This window comes from Bradyrhizobium sp. MI1.4 (assembly GCF_055811315.1).
This window is the reverse complement of sequence record NZ_JBVVPP010000021.1, coordinates 81,457-104,105: the sequence shown is the minus strand read 5'-3', so window position 1 is coordinate 104,105 and position 22,649 is coordinate 81,457. Positions and strand designations below refer to the sequence as shown.

Genomic DNA, 22,649 nt, shown 5'->3' with positions numbered 1-22,649 from the left:
ACCACCGGCCTTCGTTGGTTTGCGAAGGCCATTGTTGTTCGCGTGCCACACTCCTGCTGCGGAGTATGGGTCCCGGCTTTCGCCGGGACGACGGTTACTGGACGACGGCTACTGCAACACCTCGAAAAGCCCCGCCGCGCCCATGCCGCCGCCGACGCACATGGTGACGACCGCGTACTTCGCCTTGCGGCGGCGGCCTTCAATCAGAGCGTGGCCGGTGAGGCGCGCGCCCGACATGCCGTAGGGATGGCCCACCGCGATCGCGCCGCCGTCGACATTGATCTTGTCGGGGTCGATGCCGAGCTTGTCGCGGCAATACAGCACCTGCACCGCGAAAGCTTCGTTCAGCTCCCACAGGCCGATGTCGTCGACGGTCAGGCCATGACGCTTGAGCAGGCGCGGCACGGCGAATACCGGGCCGATGCCCATCTCGTCCGGCTCGCAGCCGGCGGAGACGAATCCGCGGAAGATGCCGAGCGGGTTGAGCCCGCGCTTCGCCGCTTCCTTGTCGCTCATGATCACGCTCGCGCTGGCCCCGTCCGAAAGCTGGCTGGCATTGCCGGCGGTGACCGAAAATCCCTCACCGCGCACGGCCTTGAGGCCGGCGAGGCCTTCTGCGGTGGTCTCGGGGCGCGGGCCCTCGTCCTGCGACAGCGTGACGTCCTTGAACGAGACTGCACCGGTGGCCTTGTCGGTCACCGCCATCTTTGTGGTGATCGGCGCGAGTTCGTCCTTGAACTTCCCGCCCTGCTGGGCCGCGGCGGTGCGGCGCTGGCTCTCCAGCGAATAGTCGTCCTGCTTCTCGCGCGAGATGCCGTAGCGCTTGGCGACGATCTCGGCGGTGTCGATCATGGGCATGTAGACCTCGCCCTTGATCTCGAGCAGCGCCGGGTCCTGCGCGTGGAAGCCGTTCATCTTGTCGTTCTGCACCAGCGAGATGGACTCGCCGCCGCCGCCGACCGCGATCTCGACACCGTCGAAGATCACCGAACGCGCGGCGAGCGCGATCGCCTGCAGGCCCGAGGCGCATTGCCGGTCGATAGTGGTGCCGGCGACGGTGACGGGGAGACCGGCACGGAGCAGCGCCTTGCGCGCGATGTTGCCGCCGGTCGCGCCCTGCTGGAGTGCTGCGCCCATCACGACGTCCTCGACCTCCTTGGGGTCGATCTTGGCGCGCGCGACGGCCTCGCCGATGGCGTGGCCGAGCAGGGTTGCGCCCTCGGTGGCGTTGAGCGCGCCGCGATAGGCCTTCCCGATCGGGGTGCGGGCGGTGGAAACGATGACGGCGTCGGTCAAGAGCGATCTCCTGATGCAAGTTGGGTGGCAAGTTGGGCGGATTGTGACGGTTTCTGCCGCTGGCGCAATTCGTGGCGCGACAGCTTTCCGACCGGCGTGCGCGGCAGATCGTGGACGAATTCGACCTCCGCCGGCAATTCGTGCTTGCCGAGCTTGCCGGCGAGCTGAGCGCGCAGCTCGTCGAGCGAGAACGGCTTTGCATCCGTCTTCAGCTTGATGAAGGCTTTGGCGGCCTCGCCGCGGTACTGGTCGGGAATACCGAGCACGATCACCTCGTGCACGCCTGGTATGGTATAGATCGCCTGCTCGATCATCTGCGGATAGACGTTGAAGCCGCCAGAGATGATCATGTCCTTCTTGCGGTCGACCAGGAAGAAATAGCCGTCGGTATCAACATAGCCGATGTCGCCGGTGAGGAAGCGGCCGTCGACGAAGGCCTCCGCGGATCCTTCGGGCTTATTCCAGTAGCCTTTGGTGACGTTCGGGCCCTTGATGCGAATCTCGCCGACTTCGCCCGGCGGCAGCACCTTCGTGGGATCGTCCAGGGAAACGACGTCGAGCTCGATGCCGGGCAGCATCAGGCCGATCGAGCCGGGCTTATCGGGACCTGTGGGCGGATGGCCGGTGCCGGGCGAGCAGGTCTCGGTCATGCCCCAGCCGCTGCGGAGCTTCTTGCCGACTTTGCGCTCGAAGAAACTCGCGATCTCCACCGGCAGCGGCGCTCCCCCGGAGCCGATCGTCGCCAGCGAGGAGAAATCGCGCTTGTCGAGATCGGGAAGGGCTGCGATCGCGATCCACATAGTCGGCACGCCGGGAAAGTAGGTTGCGCGCTTGATTTCGATGTCGCGCATCACCGCTTCGACGTCAAAACGCTGATGCAGCGAGATCAGATTGCCGCGCCTGAGCGAGGACAGCAGCACGACGGTGAGCGCATAGATGTGGAACAGGGGCAGCACGCAGATCACGCGCTCGACGACGTCGCCACGCGTCGCGCGCGACGGCTTGCCCCAGACGTCGTAGATCGACACGGCCGAGGTGAGATTGCCGTGGGTCAGCATCGCGCCTTTGGGCAAGCCGGTGGTGCCACCGGTATATTGCAGCAGCGCGACGTCGTCGGCGCTCACTTGCCGCCACTCTGCCGGCGCGGTGGCGCCCTCGACAAAGGCCTTGAAGGTGACGATGCGGGGATCGCTGGGGATCGCAGCCTGCGGCGTGCCGACCTTACCCCAATTATCGTCCTCGCAGACCACCAGGCGGTCGATCAGGCCCTTCTCCAGGAATTTCAGCGCGGTCGGCAGCAACGCCGCCAGGTTAGAGGTGACGAGCAGGCGCGAACCGGAATCGGAGACCTTGTGCGTCAGCGCGATCTCGCCGTCGAGCGGTGAGAGATGCGCGACGCGGGCGCCGGCCTTCAGCGCGCCGAAGAAATTGACGGGATGGTCCGGCGTATTGCCGAGGAACAGCGCGACCGAACTGTTCTTGCCGTAGCCGGCGCGCAGGAAGGCGGCGGCTGCGCGCTCAGCCATCGCGGCGAGTTCGGTGTAGCTAATCGGATGGTCGCGGAATTCCAGCGCGGTGCGCGGGCCGTACTCGGCGGCGGCTTTTGCCAGCAGATCAGGCAGCGTGCCCTGGACGATGGTGTCGTCCCAGCGCACGCCCTCGGGATAAAACTGTTCGCCGGGATGGGTCATTAGGGGTCGTTACTCTGCAAGGCGGCCGCGACGATGTCGTGTGAGGTGGGCACAAGCGGACCGGCTCCCTTCTCCCTTGTGGGGAAAGGTTGGGGAAGGAGGTGGCCACAAACGCCGGCGCCCGGGGCTGCCCCCCTCCCTGACCCTCCCCCACAAGGGGGGAGGGAACGGAGAGAGCGTTGCCCGGGACGAGACATCACAGCCACCGCCAATCCAATCACGCCGCTTTCGAGCCCGCCGCGAGCGAGGCGAAGGTCTTGCCTTCGGCCGCGAGCTTCTTCAGCAGCGGCGCGGGCTCGAGGCTCGGATCGTTGGTCTCCTTGGCGTAGTAGGAGAGCCGATCGGCGATGTGCTTGAGGCCGACGGTGTCGGCCCAGAACATCGGGCCGCCGCGGTAGATCGGCCAGCCATAGCCATAGAGCCAGACCACGTCGATATCGGACGGGCGCGCGGCAATGCCCTCTTCCAGGATCTTCGCGCCCTCGTTGATCATCGGGTACATCATGCGCTCGAGGATCTCATCGTCGCTGACGACGCGCTTCTTGCGGCCCAAACGAAGCAGCGTCTCATCGATCAGCTTCTCGACTTCGGGATCGGGCAGCGCCGAACGGGAGCCGGCTTCGTATTTGTAATAGCCCTTGCCGGTCTTCTGGCCGAAGCGTCCGGCTTCGCAGAGCGCATCCGCGATCTCCGACTTGATGCCGCGGTCCTTGCGCGAGCGCCAGCCGATGTCGAGGCCGGCGAGGTCACCCATCGCGAACGGCCCCATCGGCATGCCGAACTTCGTCACGACGGCGTCGACCTGCTGCGGAAGCGCGCCTTCGAACAGCAGCTTCTCCGACTGCTTGCCGCGCTGGGCCAGCATGCGGTTGCCGACAAAGCCGTCGCAGACGCCGACCACGGCCGGCACTTTTGCGATCTTGCGCGCGATCGAGACCGCCGTCACGAGGGCATCCGGCGCGGTCTTGTCGGCGCGCACGATCTCGCACAATTTCATGACGTTGGCGGGCGAGAAGAAGTGCATGCCGAGCACGTCCTGCGGACGCTTGGTCGACTTCGCGATCTCGTCGATGTTCAGGTAGGAGGTGTTGGAGGCGAGCACGGCGCCCGGCTTGACGTACTGGTCGAGCTTGCCGAACACTTCCTTTTTCACTGCCATGGTCTCGAACACGGCTTCGATGACGAGGTCGGCGTCGCCGACGTTCTCGATGCCCACGACGCCGTTGATCAGCGCCATGCGCTTCGCGGGCGCATCCGCCGGGATGCCGCCCCGCGCCGCGGTCGCTTCCCAGTTCTTCTGCATGATGCCCATGCCGCGCTTGAGCTGCTCCTCGCCTGTCTCGATCAGGGTGACGGGAAAGCCGGCATTGGCAAAGGACATCGCGATGCCGCCGCCCATCGTGCCGGCGCCGAGGATGGCGACGCGGTTCACGGGCCGCGGCTTGGTCCCTTCAGGAACGCCGGCGATCTTGCTGGCCTCGCGCTCGGCGAAGAAGGCATAACGCTGCGCCTTGGACTGATCGCTGGCGACGAGCTTCAGGAAGCCCTCGCGCTCCTTCTTCAGACCTTCGTCGAACGGCAGGTCGATGGCGTAGCCGACGGCGTCGGCCGCCGCGAACGGCGCTTCCAGGCCGCGCGACTTCTTGGTCATGGCGGCGACCGCATTGGTGAAGATCGAGCGGTCGGCCTTGGCCGCCGCGATCTTGGAGTCGTCGTCACGCAGGCGGCGCAGCGGACGCTTCTCAGCCAGCAGCTTTCGTACGAAGGCTTCGCCTCCGGCGGCCGGGCCCTCGACGATCTCCTCGATCAGACCGTTCTTCAGCGCTTCCGCCGCACCGATCGGATCACCGCCGACGATCATCTTGACCGCGAGCTCCGGTCCAACAGCGCGCGGCAGGCGCTGGGTGCCGCCGGCGCCCGGCAGCAGGCCGAGCTTCACCTCGGGGAGGCCGAGCTTGGCTTCCTTCACCGCGACGCGGAAATGACAGGCGAGCGCGACCTCGAGGCCACCGCCGAGCGCGGTGCCGTGGATCGCAGCCACGACCGGCTTCGGTGAATTCTCGATCTCGGAAAGCACGTCGTTAAGGGCGGGCGGCTTCGGCGGCTTGCCGAATTCGGTGATGTCGGCGCCCGCGATGAAGGTGCGGCCGGCACAGGTCAGCACGATGCCCTTGATGACGGGATCTGCGACCGCCGCCTTGATGCACTCCAGAATTCCGCCGCGAACCGCAGCGCTCAGTGCGTTGACCGGAGGGCTGTCGACCGTGACGATCCCGACTTCGTCATGACGCTCAAGCTTGACCACTTCGCTCACGGTGTCCCTCCTTGGTGGGGTAACTTTGTTCAATTTCGCATTGCGGAATTTAATTCCGCATCTTGACGGCAGGGTTATTTTGAAGCACGTGGCTTGTCAACGACTCCGCGCAAGAAGCAGATCAGGGATGAAGCGTACAGGAAAGAAGACAGCGACCGATCGGAATTTCGTCGTCGCGCTTTCCCGCGGACTTGACGTATTGCGCGCATTCCAGCCCAGCGACGGACTTCTTGGCAATCAGGAAATCGCGGCCCGCACCAATTTGCCCAAGCCGACGGTTTCGCGGCTGACCTATACCTTGACCAAGCTCGGCTATCTGACGCCGGTTCCCCGCTTCGAGAAATATCAGCTTGCGCCGGCCGCGATGGCGCTCGGCTACGCCGCGTTGTCCAATCTCGGCGTTCGGCATTTGTCCGAGCCGTTTCGCGAGGAAATGATGCGTGCGACCGGCGGTGCCGTCGCCATCGGCGGCCGCGACCGGCACAGCATGATCTATTTCGGGCAGAGCCGTGGCAGCGAGACGGTCGGCGTTCAACTGGACGTCGGCTCCCGGGTGCCGATTGCAACCAGCGCGATGGGCCGCGCCTATTTCTGGGCACTCGACGAAGACAATCGCGCTGAACTGTCCCGCGTCTTGCGCGAACATTACGGCAGCCGCTGGCCCAAGATGCGCGACGGCTTGGAACGTTCCGGCGAGACGGTCGCGAAATATGGATTTGCGATTTCGGTCGGCGACTGGCACGACGACATCGGCGCCGCCGGCGTCGCGCTCAGGCTCAACGACGGAACCGGTCCCTACGCATTCAATTGCGGCGCGCCCGCATTCCGCTTCACGGAAGAGCGTTTGATCAACGACATTGGACCGCGTCTGCTTGCGATGGTAAGGAACATCGAAGCGGCACTCGGGGGTCTGATGCCGCATTCCAAAAAAGACGTCAGCAAAAAGCTGAAATCAGGAGGGAAAGTTGCGCGTGTGGCCGAGGGGATCAGATAGCCTTTGTCATCATCGGGAGCGGTTCACATCGCCCCTTCGCTCACTGAACACAGTGGGCGAGACGAGATGACGCAGGCACAGCTCGCGCAGGGGACATCGCCCCTGCTCGCGGTTCGCGACGTCAGCGTCGTGTTCGGCGGCATCGTCGCGCTCAATGGTGTGTCCTTTGACATGCACAAGGGCCAGATCCTCGGCTTGATCGGCCCCAACGGCGCCGGCAAGACCACGCTCTTCAACTGCCTCTCGCGGCTCTACCAGCCGTCGTCCGGCGACATCCTGATGGAGGGCGCGAGCATCCTGACGCGCCCGCCGCACCGGATCGCGGAGATCGGCATCGGCCGCACCTTCCAGAACGTGGCGCTGTTTCCGAATTTGTCGGTGATGGACAATGTCCGCGTCGGCACCCATGCCCGCACCTCCAGCGACATCATCAGTGACTCGCTGCGGCTGGCCTGGGTTCGCCGCAGCGAGAGCGACGTCAACAAGAAGGTGCACGAGATCCTCGCCTATCTCGACCTCGAGGACGTTGCCCACACCGTTGTGTCGGGCCTGCCGTTCGGCACGCAGAAGCGCGTCGAGCTGGCGCGCGCGCTCGCTGCCGATCCGAAGATCCTGCTGCTCGACGAGCCCGCCGGCGGGCTCAACCACGAGGAAGTCCACGTGCTCGGCGACCTCATCCGCCGCATCCGCGACGAACGCCACATGACCGTGCTGCTGGTCGAGCATCACATGGGCCTCGTGATGTCGATCGCCGACCACGTCGTCGCGCTGAATTTCGGCAAGAAGCTCGCGGAAGGCACGCCCGCCCAGGTGCAGGCGGATCCCGACGTCATCAAGGCCTATCTCGGGAGCAAGGACCAATGACGACACTGCTCAACGTCAAGGACCTGCGCGCCTATTACGGCCAGGTCCAGGCGCTCCACGGCCTCTCCTTCTCGCTCAGCGAGGGATCGCTGACCACGCTGCTGGGGGCGAACGGCGCCGGCAAGACCACCACGCTGCGCGCGATCTGCAACATGGTGCGCTCGACCGGCGGCATCGAGTTCGACGGCAAGCCGCTGAATAACCGCTCCACCGAGAGCATCGTTCGGTTCGGCATCGCCCATGTGCCGCAGGGCCGCGGCACTTTCACCACCATGACGGTGGAGGAAAACCTCCAGCTCGGCGCCATCACCCGCAAGGACAGCGCCGGCATCGTCTCCGACATCGAGCGCATGTATGCGCATTTCCCGGTGCTCAAGCAGCGGCACACGCAGCAGGCCGGCACGCTCTCGGGCGGCGAGCAGCAGATGCTGGCGGTCGCCCGCGCCCTGATGCTGCGGCCGCGGCTGATGCTGCTGGACGAGCCTTCGTTCGGCCTGGCGCCGCTGGTGGTGCGCGACCTGTTCGGCATCCTCGGCAAGATCAACCGCGAGGACAAGGTGTCGATCCTGGTGGTCGAGCAGAACGCCCAGCTCGCGCTGGAGCTCGCCGACCAGGCCTATGTGATCGAGACCGGGCGCATCGTGATGTCGGGCAACGCCAAGGACATCGCGAACAACGAAGAAATCCGCAAATCCTACCTGGGTTACTGAGGAGCCGGCACGATGGAGCTGTTCACCAACCAAGTGCTGGCCGGCATCGCCACGGGCGCGATCTACGCCTGCATGGCGCTCGCCGTGGTCATGATCTATCAGGCGATCGACCATCTCAACTTCGCCCAGGGTGAGATGGCGATGTTCTCGACCTTCATCTCCTGGCAGCTGATGCAATGGGGCATCCCATATTGGGCTGCCTTCGTGATCACGCTGGCATTGTCCTTTGTCGGCGGCATCGCGATCGAGCGCATCCTGTTCAAGCCGCTCGCCAAGGCGCCGGTGCTGACCAACGTCGCCGGCTTTATCGCGCTGTTCGCGATCATCAACTCCTCGGCCGGCCTGATCTGGGACTTCACCATTAAGCAGTATCCGACCCCGTTCGGCTCCTCGCCCTTCCTCGGCAGCCAGCTGATCTCGACCCACCAGGCCGGCATGATCGGCGTCACCGTGCTGCTGCTGCTCGGCCTCTACTTCTTCTTCCAGTACACCAAGATCGGCCTCGCCATGCGCGCGGCCGCCTCCGTGCCTGAATCGGCCCGACTGGTCGGCATCAACACGAGCTGGATGATCGCGCTCGGCTGGGGCATGGCGTCCGCGATCGGTGCGATCGCCGGCATGCTGATCGCACCGGTCGTGTTCCTCGAGCCCAATATGATGGGCGGCGTGCTGATCTACGGCTTCGCCGCGGCGGTGCTCGGCGGACTGACCAGCCCGTTCGGCGCCGTGGTCGGCGGCTTCCTGGTCGGCGTCTTCGAGAACCTCGCCGGCACCTACATTCCCGGCGTCGGCAACGAGCTGAAGCTTCCGATCGCGCTCGCGCTGATCATTTCTGTCCTGGTCGTCAAACCCGCTGGCCTGTTCGGCCGGCAAATCGTCAAGCGAGTTTGATCATGAGCGCTGCAGAAGACGTCGTCACGGAAGCCCCGGCCGTCGAGGCGGTTCCGAAGCGGGCGATGACGCTGGGCACGGGCACCTCCCTGTTGGTGCTGGCGGTGCTGTTGATCGTGCCGGTGTTCGTCAAGAACTTCATCATCTTCCAGATGACGATGCTCCTGATCTACGGGCTCGCGGTGCTGGCCTTGAACATCCTGACGGGCGGCTCCGGCCAGTTCTCGCTCGGCCAGAGCGCCTTCTACGCCGTGGGCGCTTATACGTCGGCGGTGCTGATGGAGTACTTCAACGTCAACTATGCGCTGACAATTCCGATTTCCGCCGCGGTCTGCTTCGCATTCGGCTACCTGTTCGGCAAGCCGGCGCTGCGGCTGTCGGGCGTCTATCTCGCGCTCGCGACCTTTGCGCTTGCCACCGCGATGCCGCAGCTGCTGAAGCTGAACTTCCTCGAGCACTGGACCGGCGGCGTGCAGGGCCTCGTCGTCACCAAGCCCGACGCGCCGTTCGGGCTGCCTATGTCGCAGGACACCTGGCTCTACTACTTCTCGCTCGCCGTCGTGCTCGCGATCTACATCTTCTCGGTCAACCTGCTGCGCTCCCGGTCGGGCCGCGCCTTCATGGCGATCCGCGACAACGAGATCGCGGCCTCCTCGATGGGCGTCAACGTCGCACTGTACAAGACGCTGGCCTTCGGCGTGTCCGCCGGCATCACCGGCGTTGCCGGCTCGCTTGGCGCCATCGCCGTGCAGTTCGTCGCGCCCGACAGCTACACGATCACGCTGGCGATCTCGCTGTTCCTCGGCATGGTCGTCGGTGGCGTCGGCTGGCTGCCCGGCTCGTTCGTCGGCGCCGCCTTCATCATTTTCGTGCCGAACATGGCGGAGGGCATCTCCAAGGGCCTCTCCGGCGCGGTGTTCGGCGTACTCCTGTTCGCCGTCATCTACCTCGTGCCGCACGGCGCGAGGCAGATTGCGATCATGGGCCAGCAACTCGTCGGCCGGCTCAGAAAGAACTGACAACCCGTTGATTAAGCTAAGGAGACCCGAATTGTTTTTTGAAAGAACACTGCGAACCGCTGCGCTGGTGACGGCAACGGCGGTCATCACTCTCACCTCCGGCGCCGCATTCGCCCAGAAAAAATATGACACCGGCGCGTCCGATACCGAGATCAAGATCGGCAACATCATGCCGTATAGCGGTCCGGCCTCGGCCTATGGCATCATCGGCAAGACCGAAGAAGCCTACTTCAAGATGATCAACGACAAGGGCGGCATCAACGGCCGCAAGATCAACTTCGTCACCTATGACGACGGCTATTCGCCGCCGAAGGCCGTCGAGCAGGTCCGCAAGCTGGTCGAGAGCGACGAGGTGATCGTCGTGTTCAACCCGCTCGGCACGCCCTCGAACAGCGCGATCCAGAAATACCTCAACGCCAAGAAGATCCCGCAGCTGTTCGTCGCCACCGGCGCCACCAAGTGGAATGACCCGAAGAACTTCCCCTGGACCATGGGCTGGCAGCCGTCCTACCAGAGCGAAGCGCAGATCTACGCGAAATGGCTGTTGAAGGAAAAGCCGGACGCCAAGATCGCGATCCTCTATCAGAACGACGATTTCGGCAAAGACTACCTCAAGGGCACCAAGGACGGCCTGGGCGCCAAGGGCGCGTCCATGATCATCATGGAAGAAAGCTACGAGGTGTCCGAACCCTCGATCGACGGTCACATCGTCAAGATCAAGGCGGCCAATCCCGACGTCCTGCTGATCTACGCGACGCCGAAGTTCGCGGCCCAGACCATCAAGAAGACCGCCGAGCTGAGCTGGAAGCCGCTGCAGATCCTCACCAACGTGTCGATCTCGGTCGGCAGCGTGATGAAGCCGGCCGGCTTCGAGGCCTCGCAGGGCGTGCTGTCGGCGGCCTATGCCAAGGACTCCACGGACCCGCAGTGGGCCAACGACCCCGGCATGAAGAAGTGGAACGAGTTCGTCGACAAGTACATGCCGGGTGCCGACAAGTCCGACACCAGCATGGTCTACGGCTACGGCGCGGCGTCGACGCTGGCCAAGGTCCTGGAGATGTGCGGCGACGATCTGACCCGGGCCAACATCATGAAGCAGGCGGCCTCGTTGAAGGATTTCGCACCGGACACCCTGCTGCCCGGCGTCAAGATCAACACCAGCCCAACCGACTTCGCCCCGATCGCCCAGCTCCAGATGCAGCGTTTCAAGGGCGAGAAGTGGGAACTCTTCGGCGAGATCATCAGCGGCGACATCGCCACGGAGTGACGCTCTGACGCTATAGTCGACACATCGAGAAGCCCCCGCGAACGATCGCGGGGGCTTTTTGTTGACGTCCCGCATCAATCTTGTTCAATGCGGCGGCGATCCGTTCCGGGTGGAGAAAGATGACTGCCGTTCGATTTCAGGTTGCGGGCGTTCTGGCCGCATTCGCGTTGTGCACTGCGATGAGCGGCCCGGTCTTGGCGCAGAAGAAATACGACAGCGGCGCTTCCGATACCGAGATCAAGATCGGCAACATCATGCCCTATAGCGGCCCGGCCTCCGCCTATGCGGCGATCGGCAAGGCCGAGGAAGCCTATTTCAACAAGATCAATGCCGAGGGCGGCATCGGCGGCCGCAAGATCAAATTCATCTCCTACGACGACGGCTATTCGCCGCCGAAGACGGTGGAGCAGGCCCGCAAGCTGGTCGAGAGCGACGGGGTGCTGCTGATCTTCGGCTCGCTCGGCACCTCCACCAACGGTGCCATCCGCAAATACATGAACGAGAAGAAGGTGCCGCAATTGTTCGTGGCGAGCGGCGCCTCGAAGTGGAACGATCCGAAGCAATATGCCTGGACCATGGGCTGGCAGCCGAGCTACGCCAGCGAGGCGCGCATCTACGCCAAGTACATCATGAAGGAGAAGCCGGACGGCAAGATCGGCGTGCTCTATCAGAACGACGATTTCGGCAAGGACTACCTGAAAGGGCTGAAAGAAGGCCTTGGACCCAAGGCCTCGATGATCGTGCTGGAAGATGGTTACGACACGTCGGAGCCGGCAATCGACGAGAACGTTGTGAAATTGAAGGCCTCGGGCGCCGACATCTTCGTCAGCATCACCACACCGAAATTTGCAGCGCAGGCGATCAAGAAGGCGGCCGAGATCAGCTGGCATCCGGTCCACATCATCTCCAACGTCTCGGCCTCGGTCGGCGGCGTACTCGAGCCGGCGGGGCTCGAGATCTCGCAAGGGATCCTGTCGGCGAGCTACACCAAGGACGCCTCCGACCCGCAATGGAATGCCGATGACGGCATGAAGAAATTCTACAACTTCCTCGCCAAATACGATCCCAAGGCCAACAAGCTCGATGCCGGCGTGGTGTTCGGCTATGCCGCCGCGCAGACCATGGTGAAGGTGCTGCAAATGTGCGGCGACGACCTCACCCGCGACAACGTCATGAAGCAGGCCGCCTCCTTGAAGGATTTCCAGCCCGACACGCTGTTGCCAGGCATCAAGATCAACACCGCAGCCGACGATTTCGCCCCGATCGAGCAGCTCCAGATGATGCGCTTCAAGGGCAAGAAGTGGGAGCTGTTCGGGGACGTGATCTCGAGCGAGCTCGACCACTGAAGTCGCGCAACTCAAACTCGCTCCTGATCGGTTCATCAACTCAAGCGGATGTCTCTTCTCGCAGTCGCACACGAGCGCGCGGCCGCCCCTGACTACTAAAGAAGCAGCCTCCGCGACCCCGCCGCAGGGGCTTTCTGTTGTAGGCATCAGGTAAATCGTATTGAATTGCGGCTGCGTCACCAAAAACAGGCAACACAAGAAAAGGGACGCACACACACCAAGAAAATAGGGAGATAGGAATGCCCGCTGTCACCGGCAAACTTGCGGCCGCGTCACTGGCGCTCGCGCTCATTGCGGCCTCGGCCTCCACTGCATCGGCCCAGAAGAAATACGACACCGGCGCGACCGATACCGAGATCAAGGTCGGCAACATCATGCCTTACAGCGGACCGGCCTCCGCCTACGGCATCATCGGACGGACCGAAGCCGCCTATTTCAAGAAGATCAACGACGAAGGCGGCATCAACGGTCGCAAGATCAACTTCATCAGCTACGACGACGCCTACTCGCCGCCGAAAACGGTGGAGCAGGCGCGCAAGCTGGTCGAGAGCGACGAGGTGCTGTTCATCTTCAACTCGCTCGGCACGCCGCCGAACTCGGCGATCCACAAATACATGAACTCGAAGAAGGTGCCGCAGCTCTTCGTCGCCACCGGCGCCACCAAGTGGAACGATCCGCAGAACTTCCCCTGGACCATGGGGTGGCAGCCCAACTACCAGAGCGAGACGCAGATCTACGCGAAGTGGCTGCTGAAGAACAAGCCCGACGCCAAGATCGCCGTGCTGTTCCAGAACGATGATTACGGCAAGGATTATCTCAAGGGCCTGAAGGACGGCCTCGGCGCCAAAGCCGCGTCGATGATCGTCGTGGAGGAGAGCTACGAGACCTCCGAACCGACCATCGACAACCACATCGTCAAGCTGAAGTCGACCGGCGCCGACGTCTTCATGAACATCACGACGCCGAAATTCGCAGCCCAGGCGATCAAGAAGAACGCCGAGATCGGCTGGAAGCCGCTGCACTTCCTCAACAACGTCTCTGCCTCCGTCGGCAGCGTGATGAAGCCTGCCGGCTTCGAGAACGGCCAGGACATCATCTCGGCCGATTATCTGAAGGACGTATCGGATCCGCAGTGGGCCAATGATGCCGGCATGAAGGACTTTCTCGCCTTCATGACCAAATACTTCCCCGAGGGCGACAAGCTCGATAAGGGCACGATCGTCGGCTATGCCGTGGCCCAGACCCTGGTTCAGGTCTTGAAGCAGTGCGGTGACGATCTCACGCGCGACAACGTCATGAAGCAAGCGGCGAATCTGAAGGACTTCCGCACCGAGGCCCTGCTGCCGGGCGTGAAGATCAACACCTCGCCGACCGATTTCGCGCCGATCAGCCAGCTTCAACTCGAGAAGTTCAAAGGCGAGAAGTTTGAGCTGTTCGGAGACGTGATCAGCGCCGACGTCGGCGGTTAGCCCCATCAAGGACGCGACGACGGAAACCCCCTGCGAACCATCGCAGGGGGTTTTTGCTTGCGCGGCGATTATGATCACGCGATTGCACAATCGAATGATGGCAAAGCCGGCTTACGCTTTGGCGCATGATGCGGTAGGCAGGAGAGCGGCGCGTTCGCCGCCAGTCTTTCCTGTCCGCTCAAGGCCCTTCGTCATGACCGACCGACGCCCCCTGCTCCGCGCGCTCTACGACGCCGCCGTTGCCGCCGCTCATCCGAGCACAATTCTGGCGCCGCACCTGCGGCCCGCGCCAAAGGGACGCGTGATCTGTCTCGCCGCCGGCAAGGGCGCGGCCGCGATGGCCGCCGCCGCCGAGCGGCATTATCTCGACACGCTCGGGCTCGCACCAGAACGCCTCGTCGGCATCGCCACCACGCGTCACGGCTACGGCGTGCCGACGCGCCGCATCCGCGTGGTCGAGGCCGGTCATCCCGTGCCCGACGAAGCCGGCCTGAAGGGCGCGGCCGACACGCTGGCGCTCGCGGCCGAGGCCGGGCCGGACGATCTGCTCTTGGTGCTGCTCACCGGCGGCGGCTCGGCGAACTGGATCGCGCCCGTCAACGGCATCAGCTTCGGGCAGAAGCAGGCGGTCAACAAGGCGCTGCTCCGCTCCGGCGCGCCGATCGGCGAGATGAATGTCGTGCGCAAGCATCTGTCGCGGATCAAGGGCGGGCGGCTGGCGCGCGCCGGCAAAAATGCCGCCGAGATCGTGACGCTTGCGATTTCCGACGTGCCGCATGACGATCCCTCCGCGATCGCCTCAGGTCCGACCGTGCCCGATCCGACCACGCTCAATGATGCGCGCGCCATTGTCGCCAGGTACAAGCTCGACATCGACGATGCCGTCCGCCGCGCGCTGGACGACCCCGCCAACGAGAGCTGCAAGCCCGGTGATGCCGCCTTCGCGCGCGCGCATTTCGAATTGATCGCACGTCCGAAGCAATCGCTCGACGCTGCGGTCAAACTCGCGCATGAGGCCGGTTACGAGACGATCGATCTCGGCGCCGACCTCGAAGGGGAGGCCCGCGACGTTGCCGCCGATCACGCCAGGCTGGCGCTTCAGGCCCGCGCGCAGGGCAAGCGGGTCGCGATCCTCTCCGGCGGCGAGCTCACGGTCACCGTGCGCGGCAATGGCCGCGGCGGGCCGAACCAGGAATATGCGCTGGCGCTCGCCGGCCTCTTGAAGGACACGCCTGACATCTCCGCGCTCGCCGGCGACACCGACGGCGCCGATGGCGGTGCCGGCAATCCCACTGATCCCGCCGGCGCGCTGATCGACGCGGCGACGTTCGCGAAGATGGCGGCGCAGCGGCTGGAGCCGCAGGCCTATCTCGACAACAACGACGCGACCACGTTCTTCGAGGCGACGGGCGACCTGTTGCTGCCGGGGCCCACGCTGACCAATGTGAACGACATCAGGGTAATCCTGGTCGACTGACACGGCGGCATCGCCATCCCGCCGGCGCCCCGCGCGGTTCGGCGGACGACATGGTTAACGATCTCTGAATTCTCGTCGGTGTCCTCTTTTCCAGGGGGCGGGCATCGCCGCCCTTAACCTCGCGTTCGCCGCAGTTTCAGGAACATGTCCCGAAATTGGGCGAATTGTCGGGCTGATCTACCGCGAGATGTACGCGCTCTCGCCCGACCAGGTGCACCCGGGCACGCCGATCAAGGACCTGATCGAGCATCGGCTCAAACTGGGCCTGAGCATCGGCGGAGAAGCCGGCGCCTATGTCCGTGCCCGCACCGAGGGTTCGGTCGTCAGTGAGCAGACGGTCCAGCAATTCGCCGACGGACGAATCATCGCCTACACCATTCATCCCCTGCCCGACGGCGGCGGCATGGCGACGCACGAGGACATTACAGAGCGCGAAGAGCTCAGTCGGCGGTTGCAGGAGCGCAACTTCCAGTTCGACATCGCGATCAACAACATGTCGCACGGACTCTGCTTCTTCAGCGCCGACCATCGGCTGGTGGTCTGCAACACGCACTTTATCGAGATGTACGGCCTGCCGCCCGACCGCGTTCGTCCGGGCACGCCGCTCCAGGAGATCCTCGACCTACGCTACGAGGTCGGCAGCGTGCCGGCGATGACGCGGGAGGAATACGCCAAATGGCGGACCGATGTCGCCATGTCAGCCGAGGCCATGGACAGCATCGTCGAGATGCAGAACGGGCGAACCTTCAAGATCAGGCACCGACCGATGCCCGATCTCAGGTGGGTCGCGACCCACGAAGACATCACCGAGCAGCGCAAAGCGGAATTGCAGATCGCGCATATGGCGCACCACGACGCGCTGACGGACCTCGCCAATCGCGCCCTGCTCGGCCAGCGCCTCAAGCAGGCGCTCGAACAGGGCGGGATGTTCGCGATCCACCACGTCGATCTCGACAAGTTCAAGGCCGTCAACGACACCCTGGGCCACCAGGCCGGCGACATCCTGCTGCAGGATGTCAGCCGCCGCCTCAAGCAGCTCGCGCGCGACAGCGATACGGTCGCGCGCATGGGTGGCGATGAATTCGTGATCCTCCAGACGCCGATTTCCGATTCGAGCGAGGCGGACCTGCTGGCGCGCGACGTTGTCAGGACGCTGAGTGCTCCGTTCGGGCTCGACGGACACCAGACCCATTGCGGGCGCGAGCATCGGGATCGCGATTGCGCCTGGCGACGGCTCGACGCCCGAGCAACTCCTGCACAATGCCGATCTGGCCCTGTATCGCGCGAAAAGCGACGGCCGCGGCATGCACTGCTTCTTCGAACCGGCCATGGGCGAAGAGGCGCAAAGCCGTCGCGCGCTGGAGCAGGACCTGCGCAACGGCCTTGCCGCCGGCCAGTTCGAACTGCACTACCAGCCGGTCGTGAAGACCGACGGCGGCGAGATCAGCGGCTTCGAAGCCTTGATCCGCTGGCGACATCCCCGGCGCGGACTGGTCGCGCCCAACAGCTTTATCCCGCTTGCGGAAGAGATCGGCCTGATCGTGCCGATCGGCGAATGGGTGATCCGGCAGGCCTGTGCCACTGCAAGCCGATGGCCGGACCATCTGCACGTCGCCGTCAACATCTCGGCGGTGCAATTCCGCCAGCCGGGCCTGACGGAGGTGATCGTCGGCGCGCTGGCGGCCTCCGGCCTCGATCCGCGGCGGCTGGAGATCGAGATCACGGAAAGCGTGTTTCTGCAGGACAGGAACGGAACGCTGACGACGCTGCACCAGCTCCGGGCGCTGGGCATCAAGGTCGCCATGGACGATTTCGGCACCGGCTATTCGTCACTGACCTATCTGCAATGCTTCCCCTTCGACAAGATCAAGATCGACCGGTCTTTCGTCAGCGGCGTGGAAAACAATGCGGCATCCCTCAGCATCGTGCGGGCGGTGGCGGCACTGGCGCGCGGGATGGGCATGACGACGACGGCGGAGGGGGTGGAGAGCGAGGAGCAACGGGACCGGATCGCAGCGGAGGGCTGCACGGAAATGCAGGGCTATTTGTTCAGCCCTCCGTTGCCCGCCGAGGAAATCGAGCGCCATTTCCTGTCCGCGAAAACACCTGCCATGCCCGACCGGTTCGCTCTGCGGCATAACCGCCGCCAGCCCGCCCGCGCTTCCGGGTTTGATGCCCGGTCGCCGGGCAATCAACCGTCAAAACTCGTTGGCGATCTTCGAGAGCATCCCGAGCAGGGCTTCGCGGTTGGACGGCCCGAGCAGCTCGTTCAGCCGGGCCTCGTGCTTGGTGGCGACGAGCTTCTTGGCGCGGGCCAGCACGGCCTTGCCCTTGTCGGTCAGCACCAAGATGTGCGAGCGGCGGTCGTTGGTGGAGCGGATCCGCGCGCAAAGGTCGCGGCTCTCGAGATTGTCGAGCATCGCCACGAAATTCGGGCGCAGGATGCCGAGGGTGGAGGCGATCTCGGTCTGGTTACGGCCGGGGTTTTTCTCGACCAGCAGCAGCACGGAGAACTGCGCCGGCGTGAGCTGGAGCGAGGCCATGCAGCGCAGGAAGTTCTCGAACACCTTGAGCTGTGCCCGCTTCAGGACATAGCCGAGCTGCTCCGAGAGCTCGCCGAGCTGGAGGGCTTCGCCGGGCCCGTCGGCCGCGTCCTTGCGGCCCTTGGCTGTGTCGGCGGGTTTTTCAGAAGACTTTTCAGCGGTTTTGGAAACGGTCATCGCCTCATGCTCGCAATCCCGTTAAGTTCGGGAGGATCGTTCGCCACCCTTGATGTTATATTTGATAATTGTTATGGACCATATCAAATATCGTCAGCGCTGTTCAATGGCTGTGAGCGGACCGTCCACCACAATCAGGGGACCGGTCCTGAATCTTTGAGGGGGAGCGTCCGGTCTTGAATACCACCATCATGCTGTTCCTGCTGCAGGACGGCATCACCAATGGCGCGATTTATGCGCTGCTCGGCCTGGCGCTGGTGCTGGTGTTCGCCGTCACCCGCGTCATCCTCATTCCACAAGGCGAATTCGTCACCTATGGCGCGCTGACCTATGCCTCGCTGGCCGCGGGCCAGATGCCGGGCACGGCCAAACTCGCGCTCGCCCTAGGCCTCGGCGCCTTCGCGTTCGACCTGTTCGCCGCGCGCAAGGCGCTGCACGGACGCCTGGTGCTGCGCAGCGTCCTCACCAATATCGTGCTGCCGGCCATCGTGCTGGCGCTGACCGTCTACTACGCCGCTCAGAAGCCGCCGGTTGCGGTCTGCATCGCGCTGTCGCTGGTGATCGTGGCGATGATCGGCCTGTTTCTCTACCGCATCGCATTCCAGCCGCTGGCGCACACCTCCGTGCTGGTGCTATTGATCGCCTCGGTGGGCGTTCACCTCGCGCTTCAGGGTTTGGGCCTTTTGTTCTTCGGCGCCGAAGGCCAGCGCGGACCTGCCGTGCTGTCCGGCTCCTTCACCAGCGGTGCGCTGCGCTTCACCGGCCAGAGCATCACGGTCTATGGCATTACCATCGCCTTCATCGTCGGGCTGTGGCTGTTCTTTGGGTTGACACTTTACGGCAAGGCGCTGCGCGCGACCGCTGTGAACCGGCTCGGTGCCCGGCTCGTCGGCATCCGCACCACGCTATCCGGGCAGATCGCCTTCCTGCTGGCGTCCGTCATCGGCGCACTGTCGGGCATCATGATCGTGCCGATCACGACGCTGTATTACGACTCGGGCTTCCTGATCGGCCTGAAGGGCTTTGTCGCCGCGATCATCGGCGGGCTTGTCAGCTACCCCCTCACCGCCGTCGCGGCGCTGGTCGTCGGCATCGTCGAGGCGTTCTCGTCCTTCTATGCCTCCAACTACAAGGAGGTGATCGTTTTCATGCTCTTGATTCCCGTGCTGCTGCTGCGCTCGCTCGCGGCGCCTGCGGTCGAGGAAGAGAAGGACTGACGCCAAGATGCAGAGCCGGCTCCCCATCCTCATCTTCGCGCTGATCATGGCGGCGATCCCGTTTGTTCCGGGCATGCCCCCATTCTGGATCGTGCTGCTCGACAATATCGGCCTCGCGGCCCTGGTCGCGATGGGCCTCGTGCTGCTGACCGGCGTCGGCGGCCTGACCTCGTTTGGACAAGCGGCCTTCGTCGGCTTCGGCGCCTACACCACCGCGGTGCTGTCGACAACCTACGGCATGTCGCCCTGGCTGACGCTACCACTGTCGCTGGTGGTCAGCGGATTGCTGGCGGTGCTGCTCGGCCTCGTCACGGTCCGTCTCTCCGGCCATTATCTGCCGCTCGGCACGCTCGCCTGGGGACTCGGCTTGTTCTATCTCTTCAGCAAGCTGGAATTTTTGGGAAGAAACGACGGCATCTCGGCGATCCCGCCGCTGTCGATCGGCTCGTTCAAAATGCTCTCGCCCGGCTCGATCTACTACGCGATCTGGGTTGCCGTGATCCTCTCGGCGTTGCTCACGATGAACCTGCTGGACTCCCGCACCGGCCGCGCCATCCGCGCGCTCCGGCGCGGCCATGTCGCGGCCGAGGCGTTCGGCGTGCACACCCCGCGGGCGAAAATGCTGGTGTTCATCCATGCCGCCGTGCTCGCCGGCCTCTCCGGCTGGCTCTACGCCCATCTTCAGCGCGCGGTGAACCCGACGCCGTTCGGCGCGCAGGCGGGCATCGAGTATCTCTTCATCGCCGTGGTCGGCGGCGCCGGCTATGTCTGGGGCGGCGTCCTGGGCGCGGCGCTGGTCGTGGTCCTGAAGGAAGTGCTGCAGAGCTATCTGCCGTTGATCCTGCCCGGCTCGGGCCAGGTCGAGACCATCGTGTTCGGCATCATGCTGGTGGCGCTGCTCCAGCTCGCACCCGGCGGCGTCTGGCCCTGGCTGATGTCGTTCCTGCCCCAGCGTACCAGTGGCAAGAAGCCAGACACTTCGCTGAAACTGGAGCAGCGCACCCGCTCGCCCGGCCAATCCAGCGTCCTGCTCCAGGTCGAGAAGGCCCGGAAACAATTTGGCGGCGTGGTCGCGGTGAACAACGTCTCCTTCGACGTCCAGGCTCGCGAGATCGTCGCGCTGATCGGCCCCAACGGCGCCGGCAAGAGCACCACCTTCAACCTGATCACCGGCGTGCTGTCGGCCAGCTCGGGCTCGATCTCCGTGCTCGGCAACAAGGTCGACAGGGCGCCGCCGCAGGAGATCGTCAAGCTCGGCATCTCCCGCACCTTCCAGCACGTCAAGCTGGTGCCTGATATGACCGTGCTGGAAAACGTCGCGATCGGTGCCCATCTGCGCGGCCATTCGGGGCCGATCTCCTCGATGCTGCGGCTCGACCGCACTGATGAGGCAAAGCTGCTCGCCGAAGCCGCCCGCCAGATCGAGCGGGTCGGACTTGGCGAGCAGATGCATCAGCTCGCAGGCTCGCTCTCACTGGGACAGCAACGGATCGTCGAGATCGCCCGTGCGTTGTGCGTCGATCCGATGCTGCTGCTGCTCGACGAGCCGGCCGCCGGCCTGCGCCACATGGAGAAGGAGCGGCTCGCGACGCTGCTGCGCGAGCTGCGCGACGGCGGCATGAGCGTCCTGCTGGTCGAGCACGACATGGGCTTCGTCATGAACCTCGCCGACCGCATCGTGGTGCTCGATTTCGGCACCAAGATCGCGGAAGGAACGCCGGCCACGATCAAGACCAATCCCGAAGTGATCAAGGCCTATCTCGGAGTGGCGGCATGAGCGCGCTGTTGTCCGTCGCCAACGCCCATGTCGCCTATGGCAAGGTCGAGGCCGTGCGCTCGGTCTCGCTCGAAGTCGGCCAGAACCAGATCGTCACCATCGTCGGCGCCAACGGCGCCGGCAAGACCACGCTGCTCTCCGCCATCATCGGCATTTTGCCGCTGAAAGGGCGTGTTTCATTCGCAGGTCAGGACCTGTCGCGGCTCGACATCGAGGACCGCGTCGCCATGGGGCTTGGCCTCGTTCCCGAGCACCGCGAATTGTTCGTGACCATGAATGTCGAGGACAATCTCGAGTTAGGGGCCTTCCGCATCGAGAGAAGCAAGGCGAAAGCCTCGATGGAGCGGGTCTACACGCTGTTTCCGCGGCTCAAGGAGCGGCGCAAGCAGCTCGCCGGCACGCTCTCCGGCGGCGAGCAGCAGATGCTCGCAATGGGCCGCGCACTGATGGGCGAGCCCAAGCTCCTGATGCTGGACGAGCCGAGCCTCGGCCTCGCCCCGATCATCGTCGCCGACATTTTCCGCATCGTCACCGAACTGCGCGCCGCCGGCGTCTCCGTGCTGCTGGTCGAGCAGAACGCGCAGGCGGCATTGAAGATCGCGGATCAGGCCTATGTCATGGAGCTCGGCGAGTTCGTGCTCAGCGGCAAGGCCAGCGACATCGCGGCGAACGAGCGCGTGGCGGCGAGCTATCTCGGCTTCCAGCACGAAGGCGCGAGTGTGTTGTAGTTTCGAGACGCTTCCTCAAACTCATCTGTCATCGTCCGCCTAGTGCGCAATTGCGCACAGGGGCGGACGATCCAGTATTCCAAAGACCGCTGTGCTTGAACCGAGGCGCCGCGGCGTACTGGATGCCCCGCCTTCGCGGGGCATGACATCGGAGGATTCAGGGAGAGACGAAGATCGTGGCCTAGCTTGCCCCCTTCTCCCCCTTCAGCGCCGCCACCTCCGCCTCCAGCTCCGCGATTTTCGCATCCCTTGCCGCCAGCGCCGCTGCCACATCGCCAGCGTCGAACTTCTGCGGGATGTGCTGCGGGCAGTTCGTGTCCCACGCTTCGATCTTGAACAGGATCACCTGCTCGGGCCGAGCCCGATAGCCTTTCGGCATCAGCGATGTCGTCAGCGCCTCGTCGTCCTCGACCACCCGCGCTTCGCCCCAGATCTTCACCCGGCGGCGATGGGCGTAGTCCATCACGAAGATGTAGGCCTTGGGATTTTCGGACAGGTTTCCCTGCGTGATGTATTGCCGATTGCCGGCGTAGTCCGTGAAAGCCACCGTCTGCTTGTCCAGCACCTTCAAGAAGCCCTTCGGGCCGCCACGATGCTGGATGTAGGGCTGGCCGTCGGCCGAGGCCGTGGCGAGATAAAAGCTGTTGGCGTCGGCCAGGAACGCCGCGAGGTTCTCATCGACCTCGGTGCGCCACCCGCGCTGCTCGGCATGCGCATAGCCTTCGCGTGATCCCTTTCGGGTCTGGATCGACTTCACCGCCGGCGTGAACGCCACGTCGCTGGCGTAGGTGTGAGTTGCCGTCATCGGACGATCTCCTGAAATCCCGGCGCATCCCCGCGTCTTCGCCATCCAAAATGGACTTTTCGCC

General features: G+C 64.2%; 17 protein-coding genes and 2 pseudogenes. 14 read left to right on the top strand and 5 right to left on the bottom strand.

All coding sequences use genetic code 11. The features are described from left to right. Positions 1-108: 108 nt before the first annotated feature. The 3 genes from AC0L23_RS22800 to AC0L23_RS22790 form a co-directional block, all read right to left on the bottom strand. The gene (locus AC0L23_RS22800; protein ID WP_085351713.1) at positions 109-1,296 is read right to left on the bottom strand and encodes an acetyl-CoA C-acyltransferase; all 1,188 of its coding nucleotides are present in this window, start codon (positions 1,294-1,296) and stop codon (positions 109-111) included. Then, complete coding sequence (gene pimA, locus AC0L23_RS22795; protein WP_085361632.1) at positions 1,293-2,987, bottom strand: dicarboxylate--CoA ligase PimA; 1,695 nt, start codon at positions 2,985-2,987, stop codon at positions 1,293-1,295. Before pimA ends, AC0L23_RS22800 begins: the two co-directional genes overlap by 4 nt. Positions 2,988-3,204: 217 nt before the next feature. Then, complete coding sequence (locus AC0L23_RS22790; RefSeq protein WP_085361633.1) at positions 3,205-5,301, bottom strand: 3-hydroxyacyl-CoA dehydrogenase NAD-binding domain-containing protein; 2,097 nt, start codon at positions 5,299-5,301, stop codon at positions 3,205-3,207. A gap of 127 nt (positions 5,302-5,428) precedes the next feature. On the opposite strand from AC0L23_RS22790, the gene AC0L23_RS22785 reads away from it, so the two are divergent. The 11 genes and pseudogenes from AC0L23_RS22785 to AC0L23_RS22735 form a co-directional block, all read left to right on the top strand. Then, a complete protein-coding gene (locus AC0L23_RS22785) occupies positions 5,429-6,295 on the top strand; it encodes an IclR family transcriptional regulator (RefSeq protein ID WP_018458483.1) in 867 nt (288 codons plus the stop codon). Between the two features lie 66 nt (positions 6,296-6,361). After that, a complete protein-coding gene (locus AC0L23_RS22780) occupies positions 6,362-7,159 on the top strand; it encodes an ABC transporter ATP-binding protein (RefSeq protein ID WP_085361635.1) in 798 nt (265 codons plus the stop codon). Beyond that, positions 7,156-7,869, top strand: coding sequence for an ABC transporter ATP-binding protein (locus tag AC0L23_RS22775; protein WP_007599709.1), 714 nt, complete (start codon positions 7,156-7,158; stop codon positions 7,867-7,869). The genes AC0L23_RS22780 and AC0L23_RS22775 overlap by 4 nt, the downstream gene beginning before the upstream one ends. A gap of 12 nt (positions 7,870-7,881) precedes the next feature. Further along, the gene (locus tag AC0L23_RS22770) at positions 7,882-8,760 is read left to right on the top strand and encodes a branched-chain amino acid ABC transporter permease (protein WP_007599708.1); all 879 of its coding nucleotides are present in this window, start codon (positions 7,882-7,884) and stop codon (positions 8,758-8,760) included. A 2-nt stretch (positions 8,761-8,762) separates the two neighbouring features. Beyond that, positions 8,763-9,779, top strand: coding sequence for a branched-chain amino acid ABC transporter permease (locus AC0L23_RS22765; RefSeq protein WP_026233593.1), 1,017 nt, complete (start codon positions 8,763-8,765; stop codon positions 9,777-9,779). Between the two features lie 31 nt (positions 9,780-9,810). Continuing rightward, positions 9,811-11,046, top strand: a complete 1,236-nt coding sequence (locus tag AC0L23_RS22760) for an ABC transporter substrate-binding protein (protein WP_026233592.1) — start codon at positions 9,811-9,813, stop codon at positions 11,044-11,046. A 119-nt stretch (positions 11,047-11,165) separates the two neighbouring features. Then, complete coding sequence (locus AC0L23_RS22755) at positions 11,166-12,392, top strand: ABC transporter substrate-binding protein (RefSeq protein ID WP_085361636.1); 1,227 nt, start codon at positions 11,166-11,168, stop codon at positions 12,390-12,392. A gap of 239 nt (positions 12,393-12,631) precedes the next feature. Further along, on the top strand, positions 12,632-13,861 hold the full coding sequence (locus AC0L23_RS22750) for an ABC transporter substrate-binding protein (protein WP_085351708.1): 1,230 nt from the start codon (positions 12,632-12,634) through the stop codon (positions 13,859-13,861). Between the two features lie 193 nt (positions 13,862-14,054). Beyond that, complete coding sequence (locus AC0L23_RS22745) at positions 14,055-15,338, top strand: glycerate kinase type-2 family protein (RefSeq protein ID WP_085351707.1); 1,284 nt, start codon at positions 14,055-14,057, stop codon at positions 15,336-15,338. A gap of 187 nt (positions 15,339-15,525) precedes the next feature. After that, positions 15,526-16,470: pseudogene (locus tag AC0L23_RS22740) on the top strand (PAS-domain containing protein); the annotation flags it as partial. A 25-nt stretch (positions 16,471-16,495) separates the two neighbouring features. Then, positions 16,496-17,338: pseudogene (locus AC0L23_RS22735) on the top strand (putative bifunctional diguanylate cyclase/phosphodiesterase); the annotation flags it as partial. Between the two features lie 198 nt (positions 17,339-17,536). On the opposite strand, the gene AC0L23_RS22730 reads toward AC0L23_RS22735, so the two are convergent. Further along, complete coding sequence (locus AC0L23_RS22730) at positions 17,537-18,058, bottom strand: MarR family winged helix-turn-helix transcriptional regulator (protein WP_085351833.1); 522 nt, start codon at positions 18,056-18,058, stop codon at positions 17,537-17,539. Positions 18,059-18,234: 176 nt separating this feature from the next. On the opposite strand from AC0L23_RS22730, the gene AC0L23_RS22725 reads away from it, so the two are divergent. Genes AC0L23_RS22725 through AC0L23_RS22715 form a run of 3 tightly spaced genes read left to right on the top strand, consistent with a single transcriptional unit; the run spans position 18,235 to position 21,780 of the window. Beyond that, positions 18,235-19,275: a branched-chain amino acid ABC transporter permease gene (locus tag AC0L23_RS22725; protein ID WP_085385074.1), complete on the top strand. Its 1,041-nt coding sequence runs from the start codon at positions 18,235-18,237 to the stop codon at positions 19,273-19,275. 7 nt (positions 19,276-19,282) lie between these two features. After that, complete coding sequence (locus AC0L23_RS22720) at positions 19,283-21,052, top strand: branched-chain amino acid ABC transporter ATP-binding protein/permease (RefSeq protein ID WP_085361637.1); 1,770 nt, start codon at positions 19,283-19,285, stop codon at positions 21,050-21,052. Continuing rightward, a complete protein-coding gene (locus AC0L23_RS22715; protein ID WP_018458475.1) occupies positions 21,049-21,780 on the top strand; it encodes an ABC transporter ATP-binding protein in 732 nt (243 codons plus the stop codon). Before AC0L23_RS22720 ends, AC0L23_RS22715 begins: the two co-directional genes overlap by 4 nt. 181 nt (positions 21,781-21,961) lie before the next feature. Here the strand turns inward: AC0L23_RS22715 and AC0L23_RS22710 are convergent, their stop codons facing one another. After that, complete coding sequence (locus AC0L23_RS22710; RefSeq protein WP_473357439.1) at positions 21,962-22,585, bottom strand: pyridoxamine 5'-phosphate oxidase family protein; 624 nt, start codon at positions 22,583-22,585, stop codon at positions 21,962-21,964. Positions 22,586-22,649 lie beyond the last annotated feature (64 nt).